This window comes from Zunongwangia atlantica 22II14-10F7 (assembly GCF_002094855.1).
GTDB classification, from domain to species: Bacteria; Bacteroidota; Bacteroidia; order Flavobacteriales; family Flavobacteriaceae; genus Zunongwangia; species Zunongwangia atlantica.
Genome location: NZ_ARYN01000006.1, coordinates 214,113 through 232,665 on the forward strand (window position 1 = coordinate 214,113; position 18,553 = coordinate 232,665).

At 35.7% G+C, this 18,553-nt stretch carries 16 protein-coding genes; 12 read left to right on the plus strand and 4 right to left on the minus strand.

Annotated features, from left to right (window positions below; genetic code table 11):
• Nucleotides 1-3 precede the first annotated feature (3 nt).
• Nucleotides 4-1,320: an adenosylhomocysteinase gene (ahcY, locus tag IIF7_RS08220; RefSeq protein ID WP_084841201.1), complete on the minus strand. Its 1,317-nt coding sequence runs from the start codon at nucleotides 1,318-1,320 to the stop codon at nucleotides 4-6.
• A 61-nt stretch (nucleotides 1,321-1,381) separates the two neighbouring features.
• On the opposite strand from ahcY, the gene IIF7_RS08225 reads away from it, so the two are divergent.
• Entirely contained in the window at nucleotides 1,382-2,014 is a 633-nt protein-coding gene (locus IIF7_RS08225) for a 4'-phosphopantetheinyl transferase family protein (RefSeq protein WP_084841202.1), read from the plus strand.
• A gap of 5 nt (nucleotides 2,015-2,019) precedes the next feature.
• Complete coding sequence (locus tag IIF7_RS08230) at nucleotides 2,020-2,727, plus strand: geranylgeranylglyceryl/heptaprenylglyceryl phosphate synthase (RefSeq protein WP_084841203.1); 708 nt, start codon at nucleotides 2,020-2,022, stop codon at nucleotides 2,725-2,727.
• 172 nt (nucleotides 2,728-2,899) lie between these two features.
• On the opposite strand, the gene IIF7_RS08235 is transcribed toward IIF7_RS08230, so the two are convergent.
• Nucleotides 2,900-3,787, minus strand: coding sequence for an SDR family oxidoreductase (locus tag IIF7_RS08235; protein ID WP_084841204.1), 888 nt, complete (start codon nucleotides 3,785-3,787; stop codon nucleotides 2,900-2,902).
• 141 nt (nucleotides 3,788-3,928) lie between these two features.
• Between IIF7_RS08235 and IIF7_RS08240 the strand changes: the two genes are divergently transcribed.
• The 6 genes from IIF7_RS08240 (at nucleotide 3,929) to IIF7_RS08270 (ending at nucleotide 10,205) form a co-directional block, all read left to right on the plus strand.
• Nucleotides 3,929-4,297: a winged helix-turn-helix transcriptional regulator gene (locus IIF7_RS08240; RefSeq protein ID WP_084841247.1), complete on the plus strand. Its 369-nt coding sequence runs from the start codon at nucleotides 3,929-3,931 to the stop codon at nucleotides 4,295-4,297.
• A gap of 267 nt (nucleotides 4,298-4,564) precedes the next feature.
• On the plus strand, nucleotides 4,565-5,194 hold the full coding sequence (gene pnuC, locus IIF7_RS08250; protein ID WP_084841248.1) for a nicotinamide riboside transporter PnuC: 630 nt from the start codon (nucleotides 4,565-4,567) through the stop codon (nucleotides 5,192-5,194).
• Between the two features lie 417 nt (nucleotides 5,195-5,611).
• The gene (locus IIF7_RS08255; RefSeq protein WP_084841206.1) at nucleotides 5,612-7,150 is read left to right on the plus strand and encodes a DUF4301 family protein; all 1,539 of its coding nucleotides are present in this window, start codon (nucleotides 5,612-5,614) and stop codon (nucleotides 7,148-7,150) included.
• Nucleotides 7,143-7,547, plus strand: coding sequence for an alternative ribosome rescue aminoacyl-tRNA hydrolase ArfB (arfB, locus tag IIF7_RS08260; protein WP_084841207.1), 405 nt, complete (start codon nucleotides 7,143-7,145; stop codon nucleotides 7,545-7,547). The genes IIF7_RS08255 and arfB overlap by 8 nt, the downstream gene beginning before the upstream one ends.
• Before the next feature lie 624 nt (nucleotides 7,548-8,171).
• The gene (locus tag IIF7_RS08265) at nucleotides 8,172-8,519 is read left to right on the plus strand and encodes a hypothetical protein (protein ID WP_084841208.1); all 348 of its coding nucleotides are present in this window, start codon (nucleotides 8,172-8,174) and stop codon (nucleotides 8,517-8,519) included.
• A gap of 339 nt (nucleotides 8,520-8,858) precedes the next feature.
• Nucleotides 8,859-10,205 carry a sigma-54-dependent transcriptional regulator gene (locus IIF7_RS08270; RefSeq protein WP_084841209.1) on the plus strand — a complete coding sequence of 449 codons (1,347 nt, stop codon included), beginning with the start codon at nucleotides 8,859-8,861 and terminating at the stop codon, nucleotides 10,203-10,205.
• On the opposite strand, the gene IIF7_RS08275 is transcribed toward IIF7_RS08270, so the two are convergent.
• Nucleotides 10,195-12,642 (minus strand): ATP-binding protein, encoded by a 2,448-nt coding sequence (locus IIF7_RS08275; RefSeq protein WP_084841249.1) that lies wholly within the window; start codon nucleotides 12,640-12,642, stop codon nucleotides 10,195-10,197. The genes IIF7_RS08270 and IIF7_RS08275 overlap by 11 nt on opposite strands.
• Nucleotides 12,643-12,931: 289 nt before the next feature.
• Here IIF7_RS08275 and IIF7_RS08280 point away from each other — a divergent pair, with 289 nt between their 5' ends.
• The 3 genes from IIF7_RS08280 (at nucleotide 12,932) to IIF7_RS08290 (ending at nucleotide 17,299) form a co-directional block, all read left to right on the plus strand.
• Nucleotides 12,932-15,331 (plus strand): TonB-dependent receptor, encoded by a 2,400-nt coding sequence (locus IIF7_RS08280; RefSeq protein WP_084841210.1) that lies wholly within the window; start codon nucleotides 12,932-12,934, stop codon nucleotides 15,329-15,331.
• Between the two features lie 194 nt (nucleotides 15,332-15,525).
• The gene (locus tag IIF7_RS08285) at nucleotides 15,526-16,290 is read left to right on the plus strand and encodes an SDR family NAD(P)-dependent oxidoreductase (protein WP_084841211.1); all 765 of its coding nucleotides are present in this window, start codon (nucleotides 15,526-15,528) and stop codon (nucleotides 16,288-16,290) included.
• 109 nt (nucleotides 16,291-16,399) lie between these two features.
• Nucleotides 16,400-17,299 (plus strand): helix-turn-helix domain-containing protein, encoded by a 900-nt coding sequence (locus IIF7_RS08290; protein WP_084841212.1) that lies wholly within the window; start codon nucleotides 16,400-16,402, stop codon nucleotides 17,297-17,299.
• On the opposite strand, the gene IIF7_RS08295 is transcribed toward IIF7_RS08290, so the two are convergent.
• On the minus strand, nucleotides 17,300-17,737 hold the full coding sequence (locus IIF7_RS08295; RefSeq protein ID WP_084841213.1) for a Rieske (2Fe-2S) protein: 438 nt from the start codon (nucleotides 17,735-17,737) through the stop codon (nucleotides 17,300-17,302).
• A gap of 293 nt (nucleotides 17,738-18,030) precedes the next feature.
• Between IIF7_RS08295 and greA the strand changes: the two genes are divergently transcribed.
• A complete protein-coding gene (gene greA / locus IIF7_RS08300; protein ID WP_084841214.1) occupies nucleotides 18,031-18,507 on the plus strand; it encodes a transcription elongation factor GreA in 477 nt (158 codons plus the stop codon).
• The last annotated feature ends 46 nt before the right edge of the window (nucleotides 18,508-18,553 follow it).

The following is an 18,553-nucleotide window of genomic DNA, read 5'->3' on the forward strand; positions in this document are numbered from 1 at the left end:
TAGTTAGTATCTGTAATATTCAGGTTTAAATGGACCTTCAACTTCAACACCAATATATTTAGCCTGATCTTCATTAAGTTTCGTTAATTCTACACCAATTTTTTCTAAGTGTAGTGCCGCAACTTTTTCATCTAAATGCTTAGGCAGCATATAAACTTTGTTTTCGTACTTATCGGTATTACTCCAAAGTTCGATTTGTGCTAAAGTTTGGTTGGTAAATGAGTTACTCATTACAAAACTTGGGTGACCTGTTGCACAACCAAGGTTTACCAAACGACCTTCAGCAAGAAGAATAATATCGTTACCATCTACAGTATATTTATCTACCTGTGGTTTAATTTCATCTTTAGTTTCACCGTAATTATTGTTTAACCAGGCAACATCAATTTCATTATCAAAGTGCCCAATATTACATACGATGGTTTTATCTTTCATGGCTTTAAAGTGCTCACCACGAACGATATCTTTGTTTCCGGTAGTAGTGATCACGATATCTGCTTTTCCAACTACGGTTTCAAGACGTTTTACTTCAAAACCATCCATTGCAGCTTGTAGTGCACAAATAGGATCAATTTCAGTAACAGTAATAATCGCACCAGTTCCTTTAAAAGAAGCAGCGGTACCTTTACCAACGTCTCCATAACCACAAACAACTACACGTTTACCAGCAAGCATAACATCTGTTGCACGACGAATCGCATCTACAGCACTCTCGCGACATCCGAATTTATTATCGAATTTAGATTTTGTAACCGAGTCGTTTACGTTTATCGCCGGCATAGGAAGTGTTCCGTTTTTCATGCGCTCGTAAAGACGGTGAACTCCTGTAGTAGTTTCTTCAGAAAGTCCTTTAATGTCCTTAGCAAGTTCTGGATACTTGTCTAAAACCATATTGGTAAGATCTCCACCATCATCTAAGATCATGTTAAGGGGTTTGCGATCTTCACCAAAGAAAAGTGTTTGCTCGATACACCAGTCAAATTCCTCTTCATTCATTCCTTTCCATGCGTACACAGGGATTCCAGCTTCAGCGATTGCAGCAGCAGCCTGATCTTGTGTAGAGAAAATATTACAAGAACTCCAGGTAACTTCAGCACCAAGAGCAACTAATGTTTCAATAAGAACAGCAGTTTGAATCGTCATATGTAAACAACCAGCGATGCGAGCACCTTTTAATGGCTGTTCTTCTTTATATTCTTCACGAAGCGCCATTAGTCCCGGCATTTCAGCTTCTGCCAGTTCAATCTCCTTACGTCCCCATGCAGCCAGGGAAATATCTTTTACTTTATACGCCGTATAAGGCACTGTATTCGTAGACATATTATTATATTTGATTATCTGTAATTAAAGCGCAAAAGTAATTAATATTTAATAAACTGGCATGCCTCTTTTCAAAACAATAACACCACGGGAAGGAACTAAAGTCTTCATTTGGAAGGTTGAAGAGTCTTTTGAGTGGCTTTGTGAGGGAATTTCGCTTACAGAACATTGCCGCGCAAGAGTCTCTGGGATGAAATCTGAAATTCATCGAAGAGGTTTTATGAGCATTCGGCATTTAATGGCAGAGGCCGGTTATGTAGATCAGGATCTTTGGTATGATGATTTGGGCAAACCACATCTGCGTGACGAGAAATACATCTCGATCACTCACTCTTTTAATTTTACGGCCATTATTGTAAGTGATCGCCCGGTAGGAATTGATATTGAAAAACAACGCGATAAAATCATCAAAATCGCCAATAAATTTACGCCACTTAAAGAATATCACACGCTGGCAAACGAAGAAGCAATTATCAGGAAATTAACCATTGTTTGGGGAAGTAAAGAATCAATTTATAAAGTGCACGCCCAGCCGGGATTGGGCTTTTTAGAGCATATTTATATTAAAGATTTTGATTTTGAAGATGCCATTACTAGCGGAACTGTTACTTTTGAAGGCGAAAAAACCGAGTATGAACTGGAGTTCCTGGAATTTGAAGGATTTACCTGTGTTTATACGTTTCTGTTAAATTAAAATTGATGCCTACACTTTTAGATGCCATCATCCAAGCATCGAAATCCAATAAAAAACTACTTGCAGTTTTAATTGATCCTGAAAAGTTTTCTGCGGAAAAGTATGTCGATTTTATCGAAAATCTTCCTAAAGCGGTTACTCATATTTTTATTGGTGGTAGCACTGTTACTGCGGAAGAATCTGAAGTTTGCGTAGACTTTGTAAAGGCAAAAACTAATTTGCCGGTGATTTTATTTCCCGGCGATAAAGAGCAGATTACTGAAAAAGCAGACGGTATTTTGTTACTGAGTTTACTATCTGGCAGAAATCCTGAATATCTTATCGAGCAGCACATAAAAGCAGTGCCAAAATTGTTGAATGCTGACCTGGAAATTATTCCTACGGGATATTTATTGTTAGATGGCGGCAATCAAAGTGCCGTGGCCAGAGTGAGTAAAACACAGCCTATAGATCAAAGTGAAATTCAGCTGATCAAAAACACAGCATTGGCCGGACAAATGATGGGAAAGCAATTGATCTATCTTGAAGCAGGAAGCGGAGCAATGATACCGGTTTCTGAACAGATAATCGCTGAGGTAAAAAAGGATTTAAATATTCCGCTTATTGTTGGCGGCGGTATTCGAAATACAAATCAATTAGAAAAAGCCTATAAAGCCGGAGCCGATTTAATAGTGATTGGAACGGCTTTTGAAAATGGGGAATTTGAGACTTAGTATTAAGTAGTGAGTAAAGAGTAGTGAGAAATTAAATGATATATTGTTGATAAGTCTTCAGCTAACGGCTTTCAGTAATAAGCTTTCAGCTTTTTCATCAACACATCAATAAATTAACTCATTAGTAAATTGTCTAAAATCTAATATCTCACTACTTAATACTCAATACTAACTAAGCGTAAACTTCGCCTAAAAACTCTTTTAAAGTCTGGGTTTTTCTGCCAAGTGCTTTTTCGATATCTGTTTTCTCAAAATTAAATTCACCATTAGCAACTCCCTGGCTAAACATGCTTAACATTCCTACGATAGGATCTGGTAGGCCGGCAGCTTTCATTTGAGACTCAAATTCATCTACTTTTGGAGAAACATAAGCGATCTTTTCACCTAAAACTTCGGTTAGTATTTCACTGATCTCTTCAAAAGAAACCTGTTCACTTCCGTTAAATTCGTAGATCTTATTGGTGTAATCTTCAGGAGAAACAAGAATATTTGCTTCAGCTTCAGCAAAATCTTTTCTTGGAACAAATGCTACTTTTCCATTTTCGGTTGGTAAGTAAACAGATTTTGTTTTCAATAATTGCTCTTTATCACGAATAAACATTGGTACTACTTCGCTGTAAAGATTATGTCTTAAAATTGTATAATCTAAGCCAGAATTTAAAATAGCTTCTTCAGTTTGTGCATGTCCGCTTATTACTGGATTTAAAGGAGCGTCTTTACTTTCAGTTTTTCTAACTGAACTGGTATAGAAAATGTGTTTTACGTTTGCAGCTTTAGCAGCTTCAATCACATTTTTGTGTTGCTGTAAACGAGCACCAAGATCGTTACCAGAAATTAAAAATACCTGCTCAATTCCTTCAAAAGCGGCAGTTAGTTTTTCTAAGTTTTCGTAATCAGAAACACGAATATCCAAACCTTGAGATTGGTATTCTTTTACGATGTCTTTTTCAGTATCTCTTACTAAAACAGCAATGTTACTTACTTCAGTTTTACTTTTAAGTGCGTTTACAAGAAGTTGTCCTAAACTTCCGGTTGCACCGGTGATTAATGTCTTTTTCATTTCAATTTTATTTAATTACTAATAGAAATTTAGTTACTTTTGGTAAGTAAAGGTAATATTTGTTCTACTTTTAAACAAGAAGTTTCGGATAAGGAAATAAGTTACCTTGAAGTTATTAATGTTGAAAATCAGTGGTTTAAAATGAAAAAAAATGAAATAAATTTTGCAGAGGCTGAAAGTTGCCCGGTTAGAAATATCTTAGATCGTTTTGGAGATAAATGGTCTACACTGGTTATTTTGATTTTAGGGAATTACGATAAGCTTAGATTTAACGAATTACAGAAAATGATTGGTACGGTGTCTCAAAAAATGCTGGCGGTAACTCTAAAAAAGTTAGAAGCAGATGGTTTAGTAACCAGAAAAGTGTATCCGCAGGTGCCACCAAAAGTAGAATATTCGCTTACCGAACTTGGTTTAAGTTTGTTGCCAAAAATAGAAAGCCTGGTGCAATGGGCTAATGAGAATATGGTTGAAATTACCGAAAATCGATCTTTAAGCGAGGTAAAATAAGTACGTATTTTCTCTCGGGATTAAGGGATGTCGTAGATTTTATTATGCTTATTTTTGAAGAATTTAGAATGATATTCATGCAAGTTTTTTTAAAACATAATCAGTCGGTTTTTGATTTCAATTTTATTCCTATTTTTTATGGGGCCGGGAAATCTTCAATTTCAAGAACTATAAAAAAAGCTTTTAAAATTATCGAATTTCAGCTTACTGTATTTAGCCCATTTTTCATTGAAAGTCTAAATTGTAATGCATTCAGATTATAAGATTATGGAGCAGGTTTCTGATTTTTTTCTGGATTACTACGAGGGAGCAACTACGTTTAATATCATTCTTGAAGCCATCGTATTCATTTTTGGAATTTTAAGTGTCTATTACTCTAAAAAAGAGAATATTCTTGTCTATCCAACAGGCTTAATTGCAACTGTTATTACCGTTTACTTGTTATTTAAGGCCGAATATTACGGAGATATGATGATGAATTTCTATTATTCGGTAATGAGTGTTTATGGCTGGATCAACTGGGCGAGGAAAAAGGATGGTGAACCTGTTGTCCCAATTACCAGAACAAATACAAAGGAGAAATTGGTTGGTTTTGGGATGTTTTTGCTTACCATGATCGTCACTTATGCGGTATATCGTGCTTTCGGTTACGAAATAAAAACAGCTAATTATATCGATATTTTCACTTCAGGAGTGTTTTTTACTGCAATGTGGTATATGGCGATTAAGAAATTAGAAAACTGGACACTCTGGATTTTTGCAGATTTAATCACAGTTCCTTTATACGCTTATAGAGGATTAGGAATGCTTTCTTTGCAATATGTGATTTTTACAGTTTTAGCCATACAAGGTTATATTGTTTGGAAACGAAATTTAGGTAGTCATGTAAATGCTTGATGCTAAAATTCCACTGGAAAAAAAGTTACTATTTATTTCTCTGGCTAAGAATTTGTGTTTCATGTTTTGCACATAAAATATTATGTTAATACTCAATAAGTAGAAGCTATTTTGATTAGGAGTTTTACGGAACTAAAGAACTGTTAAGAAGCTGTTTAATGAACTTTATATAATCTTCAAATTATTAAATATGCGTTAATGAAGCCTGTTATTCTCTATTTTTTAACGTATATTGACATGCCTTAAGCTTCTGTAATTGATGCAGTAAGACTAAGTTAAAGGGAGCGAAGTTCTTCGATTTTCAATGTTCCTTAAAATAATCTTTGAAGACGTATGCGAAATTAAAAAGTGGCTAAAAAGTTAGCCTAAAAAATATATTATCAACAATTAGTCAACTAACTAAAAACTAACAAAACCGTGAATTTTAACGAATCAGACATCCTGCAAATTCAGGATAAGGGATTAAGCACTGAAGAAGTAAATAGACAAATTGAAATTTTTAAACGGGGAAATATTAAAGTAGATATTCAGGAAGCAGCAACTATCGGGAATGGAATTTCGGCTATTTCAGATGAAGAACGCACTGAATATATCAGGTCTTTTGAGCATAAAAAGGAGGATCTGGATCTTTTAAAGTTTGTTCCTGCATCTGGCGCTGCAACTAGAATGTTTAAAGCACTTCATAATTTTGTAGATGAGTTTGATCCTTCAAAGCAGGAATTACGAGAGTATTTAGACGAGAGTGGGGATTCCAGTCTGCGTACATTTTTTAATCATATCGAAAAACTTCCATTTTATACTGAAGCTATTGCAGCTGCGAAAGACGATAAAAGTGATTTTGATGAATTAAGCAGTGACGAGCAAAAGAAGCTTATTGCAGAAAATGTTCTATATTCAAAAGGTCTTGGTTTAAGCGATTTGCCAAAAGGTTTGGTTCCTTTCCATAAATATGATGATGTAGTGGTAACAGCTTTTGAAGAACATCTTTATGAAGCTGCGAAATATGCTGAAAGTAAAGGAGTGGTAAAATCACACTTTACGGTTGCACAAAGTGATAAAGAAAAATTTGAAGCTGAATTCGATAAAGTTAAAGATCGAGTTGAAGAAAAGACAGGTTCTAAATTCGAAATTACCTATTCTTACCAGGATCCAAAAACCGATACTATTGCGGTAGACGACGAGAACGCACCTTTTAGAACAGAGGAAGGTAGTATGTTCTTTCGTCCTGGAGGACATGGAGCCTTAATTGATAATTTAAACCAACAGGATGCCGATGTGATTTTTGTAAAAAACATCGATAATGTGGTAACCTGGTCTAACCTTGGCGATGTTGTAGATTACAAGAAAATGTTGGCGGGTAAACTTTTAGAATTGAAAGCAAAAGCTTTTGGTTTGATCGAGAAACTTCAGTCTAGCCCATCTGATGAGGATGTAAAGGAAGCCTCAACATTTCTGGCAGAAGAACTTTTCGTGAAGTCTTTAACAGGATCTGAAACTGCTTCAGAATTGTTAGAAAAATTAGATCGTCCGCTTAGAATTTGCGGAATGGTTAAAAATGAAGGTGAACCTGGTGGAGGTCCATTTTTAGTAAAAGATGAAGAAGGAGAGGTTTCTTTACAAATTATTGAAGGAGCTCAAATTGATGATGATAACCCAGAACAGGTGAAAATCGTGAAAGAATCTACGCATTTTAATCCTGTAGATTTAGTTTGTAGCCTAAGAAAACCAGATGGAACTACTTACGATCTTGAAAAATATGTAGATCCTAATACAAGCTTTATTGCTAATAAGACAAAAGACGGTAAACCGCTAAAAGCCTTAGAACGTCCTGGTTTATGGAATGGAGCTATGGCAAAGTGGAATACTGTTTTTGTAGAAGTTCCGGTTACAACTTTTAATCCGGTAAAAACCGTGGCAGATCTTTTAAAAGAGAGTCACCAGCCTTTAAATGATTAATCAGGAAGAATTAATAAAAGAACTCGACTTTAGAGCTGTAAAAAGTAGCGGGCCAGGAGGACAGCATGTAAATAAAACAGCTTCTAAAGTCGAGTTATATTTTGATATAGCAGCATCTTCAGTACTTTCCGAAATTCAAAAAGAGCGCTTGCTAAAAACATTTTCTACAAGAATTACCAAAGACCAGGTTCTTATTCTTCAAAACGGTAATTCTAGAAGTCAGCATAAAAATAAAGAAGCTGTGATTAATCAGTTTTTGAATATGGTTAAATCTGGCACGAAAACTCCAAAGGTTAGAAAGAAAACGAAGCCTGGGAAAATGGCGAAGTTAAAAAGACTGAGGGAGAAGAAGATTAATGCTGAGAAAAAACAAAATCGCAAAAACCCATTAAAATAAAACTGTGTAAAATTTCCACATGTGTAGAATTTCAAATTGTGGAATTCTACAATTTTTGTTTTTCAAGATTGAGGCTCGAAAACCTCAAATAGTTTAATTGTAGGAGATTAACTAAGTTTTTACCCCAAAAGCGTTATGGCACGATTTTGCCTTATAATAAAGGAGTTAGGGTTATTGAAGGATTTTGAATAACTAACACAGCAGTAAACAGCTGTTGTATAATTTAGATTTTCGGATTAAAAGAGGCTGTGGTGGCCTCTTTTTTTAGAAAAACCATTCATTGCTTCTTTTTGAATCTATGCAAAGCGGTTTCGCATGAGATTCGTTATTATTCGTGTTAATTTTTAAAACCATTATTTTGAAGTGCTATAAAATGAAAAAGCTATTTAGGCTTTCACACATTTCAAAATTGCGTGCTGCGAATCATTTCTACATAATGATTTCTTAAAACCTCATAATTTCTACAGAATAGATCAGGTTTAAATTTCGCTTCTTGTTTTTAATATGCTGTTAGTTAGTGTTTTGGCTGTTTTTGATGAGCTTGGGTACAGTTTTTCCTTTATAATTATCAACCAACAAGATTTATAAACTAACAAACAGAATTATCACTAAAACCTACTAATTATGAAAAAGTCAGTTTTCTCAGTAATGGCAGTGGCAGGATTGTTTTTTGCCACACAAACAATGCAGGCACAGGAAGAACCAGTAGAAGAAACCACAGAAGAAGTTGAAGCTGAAGTTGCTCCAGAAATGGCCGGTTTCGAAATGATCGATGTGCTGGCATTACCACAGCCCGTTAAAGATGCTACAATGACAGAGTTTAATGCAGTGGCGTCTGAAGCTTGGGTAAAGTTAGAAAATGATGAAAAAATCTATAAACTAAACGTAGCCACTGATGGCGAAGTTAAAACTGTTTATGCTACTGCCAATGGAGAATGGCTTAAAGAGGATGAAGTTATCGATGCCAACTAACACCAAAGCACTGAAAAGGTAATTTTATTACGAAGTTAAAGTGATGCCGGTAAACAAAGATTCCAACTTTGCGGCAGCGGATTAGAATTGGTTAGTGAGTATTTTTCAGGGCAATCTTAATACTACTAACTAACACAAATAGGAAGGTCTGGAAAAGTACAAATTAAATTTGGCGATTTTTTCTAACCAATTCCCCGTTTAAAATGGGAGTAAACTTTTAGGTTATATTCTAATTTAGATTTAAGAAGAGGTCTTTTAAGACCTCTTTTTTTATATTTTCTTTTTAAAAATTTGGGTATTTGTTTGCTAAATTTGTGAACTCTCTATTAAAATTAGATTATGCCAAAGATTCTCATAGTAGAAGACGACGTTCCTTTCGGTACCATGCTTAAAACATTTCTATCAAAAAGAGGATACGAAGCAGAGCTTTGTTTTTCGGGTGGTGATGCGCTAAAATTAATAACTAAAACTGAATTTAATCTTGTACTAACAGATGTTAGGCTTCCAGATAATGATGGTTTAGACATTCTTAAAGAGGTAAAATCTAAAAATCCTTCTACTCAGGTTATTGTAATGACAAGCTATGCCGAAATTAGTATGGCTGTACAGGCAATGAAAGATGGTGCTTTTGATTATGTGAGCAAACCCTTTAGGCCAGAATCGATTTTGCAAACAATAGAGAACGCTTTAAATACCGAGGTGGTAGAGCAAAAGAAACCTGGTAATAAAAGTAAAGCCAAAATCGATAAAGTAGATGCCAGTTCCCAATATATAAAAGGAGTTAGTGATGCTTCTCGTAAGCTTAATGATTATATCGAGCTAGTGGCGCCAACAAACATGTCGGTGTTGATAACTGGTGAAAGTGGTACGGGTAAAGAAAATGTAGCAAAGAGCATTCATCACCAAAGTAAACGAAAAGACGCTCCGTTTATCGCGGTAGATTGTGGTGCTATTCCAAAAGAAATTGCTTCAAGTGAATTTTTTGGGCATATAAAAGGATCTTTCACCGGTGCAATTAATGACAAAACAGGACATTTTAAAGCGGCCAATGGAGGAACTTTATTTCTTGATGAAATAGGGAATCTAAGTTACGAACTGCAGGTGCAATTATTAAGAGCATTGCAGGAACGCCGAATTAAACCTGTTGGAAGCAATAAAGAAATAGAGGTTGATATTCGCGTTGTGACTGCGACGAATGAAGATCTTTCCCAAGCCGTAAAAGATGGCGAGTTTAGAGAAGATCTTTATCATCGTTTAAATGAATTCTCGATAAAAGTTCCTTCTCTAAAAGATCGAAAAGAAGACCTTATGCTTTTTGCAGATCACTTTTTAGAAGAGGCGAATACCGAATTAGAAAAAGAAGTGGTTGGTTTTACAGATGATGCCGTAGAAGCTTTTAAAAATTACTCCTGGCCAGGGAATCTTCGTGAATTAAAGAATATGGTAAAACGTGCCGTGTTACTTACTCAGGATAAATTAATCCCAATGAAAGTTTTACCTCACGAAATTGCTACAGCAGAAAAAAGTGAAGAGGATTACGGACTTTTTAAAAACAAGAACGAAGAGAAACTAATTCTGGAAGCTTTAGAAAAAACTGGTGGTAATAAAAGTAAAGCGGCAAGAATGCTATCGATAGATCGTAAAACACTATACAATAAATTAAAGCAGTACGATATTAAACTGTAACCTCGGTTTCTAATTCTCTTAATACCCTTTGTAATTGCTGGATTAATTGATCAATTTCACTTTCAGAGACTTCAGCTTTCTTTTCCAGTCGTTCTAAAACAGGGATCACCGGTGTGATTTTCATTTGTTTTAGCATCGGTAACATTTTGTGTGCTATCTGGCCAATAGCTTCAAAATTACCTTCGTTTTTGTGGAATCTTATCTTTTCAATATTTTCTTCTGAACTTTCTAGAAAAGCTTTAATGATTATGTACATAGCTTCTTTATCTTCTCCTGAAAAAAGATAAATATCTTCAAGATTATAAAATTCAGATTGCTGAGGCACAAAATCGTCTTTAGGAACAAGTTGATTTTCTTCGATTTCTGGCTTAATATTAAAAACCTCGCTTATTTTAAATAAAAGATCCTTTGATTTAAAAGGTTTGGTAAGCTTTGCCGTAAAACCAGTAAGCGTATACACTTCGTCTTTCATATCGGTGCGGCCAGATAAAGCAATAACCGGAGTTTTATTGAGGTTTTCATTTTTTTTAATCGCATTCATTAGTTGAAAACCATCCATGATAGGCATTTGAATATCGGTAAGGATTAAATCATATCGATTTTTATCCAAAAGCGCCATCGCTTTTTTACCATTTTCAGCAGTATCGAACTTCAGGTTTTGGCTTTTTAGAAATTCTAAGGTAAGTGCCAATTGCGCCGGCTCATCATCAACCACCAAAACTTTTTTATTTCCGAAGTCGATATTCGATGTTTTTTGAGTCAGTTTTTTTTCTTCCTCTGCAAGTGGTTTCTTTTTAATTTTAGATTCCTGCACCGGGATAACAATTGTAAATTCACTTCCTTTTCCCTGTTCACTTTGCAGGCTAATTTCACCTTTTAGTAAAGAGGTAAGACTTTTTGTAATCGTGAGTCCAAGCCCTGTACCACCATATTTTTTTTCAATACCACTATTTTCCTGGCTAAATTCTTCAAATATGATCTCTTGTTTTTCTTTAGAAATACCAATCCCGGTATCTTTTACCTTAATGATTAGTTCTTGAGATTCTTTTATTTTTTGCTGAATTTCAGCAGTGACGATAATTTTTCCTTTTTCAGTAAACTTAAAAGCATTGGTTACCAGGTTGGCGATAATCTGTTTTATTCTGAATGGATCACTTAAATATTGCGCATCGGCTTCTTCAGAAATATCAATAATCACCTCCAAATCCTTGTTTAAACTGGCAGGAACATTATTTTGTACGGTATCAGTAATTAGTTTTTTAGGATTGAAAGGTAAATTTTCAACCGACATTTTTCCGGCTTCAAGTTTCGATAAATCCAGAAGATCATTTACCAGATGAAGAATAAAATCTGACGATTTATTGATCTGGCTTAGGTAGTGACGCTGCTTATTGCCAAGTTGAGTTTTGTTCATCAATTCAGAATAGCCAATCACCGTATTTAAGGGAGATCTAAGATCGTGAGTGATCGCCGCCATAAGTTGTTCCCTTCTTTTTAGTAAGGTTTCGGCAAAATTTTTGGCCTCTTCTAATTCGATTCGGTATTGCTGGCTGCGCCCAACATCTCGAATAATAAGCATTAAAAATAACAGAATCACGATTACACAAACAATCCCCGAAACCATGATTATTGATACGGTATCCTCTAAAGTTTGTTGTGCTTTTTCAGTCCTTTCTAAAGAAGCTTCCCGCTCATCCTGTTCAATATTGGCTAAGATTTTTCGTAGTTGCTGGTTAAGCACCATATCGTTATCCAGTAGATCATTTTCCTTTTCAATGATCGTATTTCTAAACCTAAGATTAGCTTTTTGAAAATCGTTTAAAACCTTTTTTACTGAATTCACCAGTGAATCTGCTGTTTGGTTGGTTAAGGATTGAGCATTATCTGCACGTGCATATTCCAGCCATTTAACCAAGACTCTTTTTTGGTAAGGTTCTAAGTCGTTAAAGCGATCGTCGTAGCCCTGGTTAGATTCAAAGCTTTCGTTTACGCGATTAAGCTCTTCCATCACCTGTTTATAGTAATTGGTATTGCGCTCTTGTTCTCGCAGGTCTATTAAAGCTTCAAGGTTTTCGGTTTTAAGATCAAGTAGTTTGTAGATACTGTCTAACTCTGTATGTAATTTGTTTTCGCCATAATCTTCATCTAATTCAACTAAATTCATCTTTATAGAATCCAGTTGCGCCTGGTATAAAACAATATCTTCTTTGGTGCCGGTTTGGATAAGGCGACGGCTAACATTTTCAGTTTCATAAAGATCGCTGGTAATTTCACTAACCAAAAATAGCTGGGCGTTATTACTACTATTGCTCTGCGCCATATTGCTAAAAATCACCACCCGATTATAAATAAACCAAACGGCAACAACAACCAAAGCAGCGGTAAGCAGATAACCGGCAACAACTTTTAGGGTAATCGATCTTTTTGTGTTTTGCATAGCTTTTTTCGCGATTCTCAAAAATACGCCATTTAAATCAATTGCAATAATTGTGCATAATCAAAAAAAGCTTTCTACATTTGCAGCAAATCTCATAAGGGGTGCCCTTCGGGCTGAGATTATACCCAATGAACCTGGGCAGGTAATGCTGCCAAGGGATAAAGTGCAAAGCGCACTACAGCACTCCTGAATATGCTCCAAAATTGAAATTGGAGAAATTCAGGATTTATTTTTTTAACCAAATTTTTAATGGAATAATGGCCCCTTTTATTCGTAAACATTTTTACGAATGAAAAACGTATTATTCAGTTTTCTAATCATGCTCTGTGGGTTTGCAGCGGTGGCGCAGCAACATCAGTTAACAGGGAAAGTTACGCGAGAAGGTGAACCTTTAAGCGGAGTCTCGGTTTACACAACCACTAAACGCTCTGGGACATTGACCGATGATTCCGGAAATTACAAACTAACTTTAGAAGAAGGAACGCACACGATTCAGTTCGTGTACGGAAATCGAAAATCTTTTGAGATCGATCTTACGTCAGATATGGTTTTGGATGTAGATCTTAGCGGTTTAGAGGAAGCTTTAAGTGAAGTCTTTTTACAATCTATACGCGTAGATGCAGATTCGCCAATTACCTACAGTAATTTAACCAATGAAGAGATTGGGGAAAGAAATCTTGGGCAGGATATCCCAGTTTTGATGAATTACCTGCCTTCTGTAGTTACTACCACAGATGCTGGTAACGGAATTGGTTATACCGGGATTAGAGTTCGTGGTAGTGATGCAACCCGAACTAATGTAACCATTAATGGTGTGCCGTATAACGATGCTGAAAGTCAGGGGACTTTCTGGGTGAACCTGGGCGATTTTGCTTCGTCCACAGAGAATATCCAGTTGCAACGTGGTGTAGGAACTTCTACGAATGGAGCTGGAGCTTTTGGAGCAAGTATTAATATTTTAACCGATAAATACAACGAAGAAGCTTCAGCTGAGGTTGCTAACAGTTATGGTTCTTATAATACGCATAAACATACTGCGAAATTCAGTACAGGATTGTTTAACAATCACTGGGAATTTTCTGGGAGAGCTTCTTTAATTAAAAGTGATGGGTATATCGATCGAGCCGAATCTGAGCTTAAATCGTATTTCCTTCAGGGAAGTTATATTGATGGAGGGACTTTAGTGAAGGCCTTGATGTTTGGCGGAACCGAAAAAACGTATCAGGCCTGGTATGGGATCGATGCTTCAACTTTAGAAAGTGATAGAACGTATAATCCGGCAGGAGAATATACAGATGAGGATGGGAATGTGAGGTATTACGACAATCAAACCGATAATTACCAACAGGATCATTATCAGTTGCTATGGAATCAAACGTTCAATCAAAACTGGTCGTCTAATCTTGCTTTGCATTATACCTACGGAAGAGGTTATTACGAGGAGTACGAGGAAGATGCAAGTCTTAATGCATTTGGATTGCCAAATTTTATGGCAGATGGGGCTGAAGTTACCACATCAGATCTTGTAAATACCAGCTGGTTAGATAATCATTTCTACGGAACCACTTTTAGTTTAAATTATCAGAACAGTACGGTAGATGCTATCTTTGGTGGTGGTTGGAACCGTTACGACGGTGATCATTTTGGAGAAGTAATCTATACAAGATTTGCCAGAAACAACGATCCATACGAGCCGTTTTATGAAAATAATGCGGTAAAAACAGATTTTAATATCTATACAAAAGCGACCGTTTCTATCACAGATAAGTTTGCTGTTTATGGAGATTTGCAATTAAGAACTATTAATTACGAAGGTAACGGCCCAACACAAGAAGTTGCCAATTTTCCTATCGATGCAAATTTCGATTTCTTTAATCCAAAGGGAGGTTTTACTTATCAATTCAATGAGCAAAATCAGTTATATGGATCTGTAGCCGTGGCGCATCGCGAACCTTCACGCTCTGATTATGAAGATGCTTTTGAAAATGATGAGGTTGCTCCAACTGAAGAGCAGTTAGTTGATTATGAATTGGGATGGCGTTTTAATGCTGGGAAAACCCAGGTGAACACCAATCTTTATTTTATGAATTATAAGGATCAACTAGTACTTACCGGAGAAATTGATGAAGAAGGTGCAGCTATTCGAAAAAACAGTGGCGAAAGTTATCGATTAGGTTTAGAAATCGATGCTACGATTTGGGTGAATAAATGGTTGAGTTTACGCCCAAATATTGCAGTAAGCCGAAATAGAAATAGAGATTTTGTAGCGGTTTTTGATGGTGCTCAGCAAAACTTTGGAGATACCGAGATTTCATTTTCTCCTAATGTCGTAGCCGGAAACATGATACGAGTTTCCCCTATTAAAAATCTTCAGCTAAACTTTTTGAGTAAATATGTTGGCGAGCAATATATGAGTAATTTAGAGTTAGAGGGATCTAAACTGGATTCTTATTTCGTGAACGATTTTAATATCCAATATGTTTGGGAAAATGCACCTTTATTCAAAGAGGTGGTTTTTACAGGTTTGGTAAATAATATTTTTGGTGAAGAGTATGTATCTAATGGATATTTCTATACCTACGATGTAGAAAATCCAGATATGCCAAACGGCGTACAAACTTTAGGCGGAGCAGGATACTATCCACAAGCAACGACAAACTTTTTAGCCGGAGTTACTCTAAGATTTTAAATTTGTTTGTTTTATTTTAGTTATGAATGCCTGAAATTTGAAAAAATCTTCAGGCATTTTTTATTGGTGCCGCCAAAGGCTATAATGCCCCAAGGTAGTTTACTGTTTGAATTTTACCATTTTTGGTTTGATAGCTTCTAAAATTCGGTGTATAACTTGTCTAATTTTGTCATTGAATTTAAAAACCAAAAATGATGAGCACAGGGAGAAAAATTGCATTGATCACAGGAGGAAGTCGAGGTCTAGGAAAGGATATGGCTTTAAAAACTGCCGCAAAAGGACTGGATATTGTGATCACTTATCACAGTAAAAAGGAAGAAGCAGAAAAAGTTGTTGCTCAAATTAAAGAATCTGGGCAAAATGCTGCGGCACTTCAGTTAGATACCGCAAATGTTTCAGGTTTCGATGAATTTAAAAATAATCTTCAGCAAATTTTAAAATCTGAATTTAATGCTGAACACATCGATTTTCTGGTAAATAATGCCGGGATCGGGATAAACGAACCACTCGCTGAAACTTCCGAAGAAACCTTTGATCTTTTAACGAATATTCATCTTAAAGGTGTATTCTTTTTGACGCAAAAATTGCTGGATGTTATCAATGATGGTGGCGGAATCGTAAATATAAGTTCTGGTTTAGCAAGATTTACTATGCCTGGTTACGGTATTTATGGCGCGCTAAAAGCAGGAATAGAATCTTTAACCAGATACGAGGCAAAAGAATTTGGTAAACGCGGGATTAGAGCGAATACAATAGCTCCGGGCGCAATCGAAACCGATTTTGGTGGTGGATTGGTGCGTGATAATAAACAGGTAAACGATCATGTAAAACAATCTATCGTATTAGAACGTGTTGGGCAGGCCAGCGATATTGGTGGTGTAGTTGCCTTTTTGTGTACTGAAGATGCAAAATGGGTAAATGCGCAGCGTATCGAAGTTTCTGGAGGTCAAAATATCTAATCCAAACTATGGTGTAATTTACCAAGATACTTGATTTAATCATAATTTTTAGAAAAAGGATTCCGTAGTCTTTACTGCGGAATTCTTTTTTCAAATCGCTATCTTTAAGATGATGGAAAAGACAATGAGTTTAGAGGATTTTTACCGAAAAAAATTAGGCGAGCTCCCAAGCGATATTCTACAAAAAACGGGACAATTTAATGTTTTTCGGTTAGGCGATTATTTTGGGACAAGCAAAGCAATGCCGTATAGCCGGAAGGATTATTATAAAATTAGCCTGATTTCTGGTGAAAATGTGGTGCATTATGCCGATAAAACGCTTAAAGTTGAAGAAAACATGCTTTTAGTGGCCAATCCGCAGGTGCCGTACAACTGGGAGCCATTGTCTGAAGAAAAAACTGGTGCTTTTTGTGTTTTTACTGAAGATTTTATGAATGGATTTGGCAATTTTAAAGACTATCCAATATTTCAGAGCAAAGGCACACCAATATTGTCTTTAAATGATGCCGATTTTCAACGAATCTTGGCTATTTATAACCGAATGTTTTCAGAGATTAATACAGATTATGAATATAAATATGATCTCTTACGAAACCTGGTTTTTGAACTGATTCATGAAGCTTTAAAATTACAACCCGCAAGTCTTCAGAAAAGTAAAACCGAATCTAAAGCTTCAGAAAGGATTAGTGCTTTATTTATGGAATTATTAGAGCGGCAATTTCCTATCGAAAATCCATTTCAGCAAATAAAAATAAAGAGTGCCGGTGAATTTGCCTATCATTTAAATGTGCATGCCAATCATTTAAACCGGGTATTAAAAGAAACTACAGGAAAAACCACCTCGCAACTAATTAACGAACGTATTGCATTAGAGGCAAGAGCACTTTTAAAACATACCAACTGGAGTATAGCTGAAATTTCCTGGTGTTTGGGTTTTGAAGATCCTTCTTATTTTATCAAATTCTTTAAAAAAGCATCAGATGCTACTCCGGGTAATTTTAGAAAATAATTAGTTAGAAATGGTGATAAGTCTACCGTTTGTTTCAACGCGATAAGCTTTCATAGCATATTCGCCATCACCTTCTACCTGTTCACCGGTTACGATATTATAAACATTGCCTTCGCAGCTACAGGTAGCTTCAATTCCATTCATCGTCATTCCTGGGCAATTCGGATTCGGAATGTGATTAGGATCGCTTAATTCGTAGGCTAGATAAAGATCATTGTTCACATTATAAACTACAACACCACCAATACCCACTCCTTCATAATAAATTGCTACTTGGTTTCCTGGAAATTGAAGTTGATTGAATTCTGCGGATTCAATATTAATTCTATACTGGAAATTTACATCAACTAAATTTGGATTGTTGTAGCGGCCATCGTCACTAGCAGAACAGCCTGTAATTAAAATGCTTAAGAGACTGTAAAATAAAAAACGCTTCATTAAATTTCTTTTTTTATCGCAAATGTAAATTTCTTATATTTGTTAGAATCAATCCCATTATAGGTGGGATTTTTTTTATTAATAAACAGTAATCTAATGATCATGCAGCTTTTAAATAATAAGTTCGCAGTCAAACCGCGAGACTTTATACACCTCCTTTAGTTGAATATCTTTTTATTCGCTAAGCCTTTTTAAAAGGTCATTAGATTAGAAACAATCATTAAAAACATATTATTTTTTGGAAACAGGCCTCTAAATAAAGGCCCTTTACCAATTATAAAAACGACGAAGTTATGAGTAAAGTATCTTACTACACTGCAGAAGGACTAAAAAAATTAAGGGATGAATTAAATCAACTTAAAGATGTAGAGCGTCCAAGAGCTTCTGAAGCTATTGCTGAAGCCAGAGATAAAGGAGACTTGAGTGAGAATGCAGAATATGATGCGGCAAAAGAAGCGCAGGGACTTTTAGAAATGAAAATTGCAAAATTAGAAGAAGTTGTTGCTAATGCACGTGTAATTGATGAGTCGCAATTAGATACTTCAAAAGTTTTGATTCATTCTCATGTGAAAATAAAAAATCAAAGTAACGGAGCCGAGGTTAAATATAAACTGGTAGCCCAAAGTGAAGCCGACCTTAAAACGGGTAAGATTTCTGTAGATTCTCCTATTGGTAAAGGTTTGCTAGGTAAAAAGGTTGGTGAAGTTGCAGATATAGCTGTGCCAAGTGGTGTAATGAAATTTGAAGTCTTAGAAATTTGGCGTGAATAATTGCCGTTAAATTTCTATTTAAGGTATATCAAAGTCCTTTTCTTAA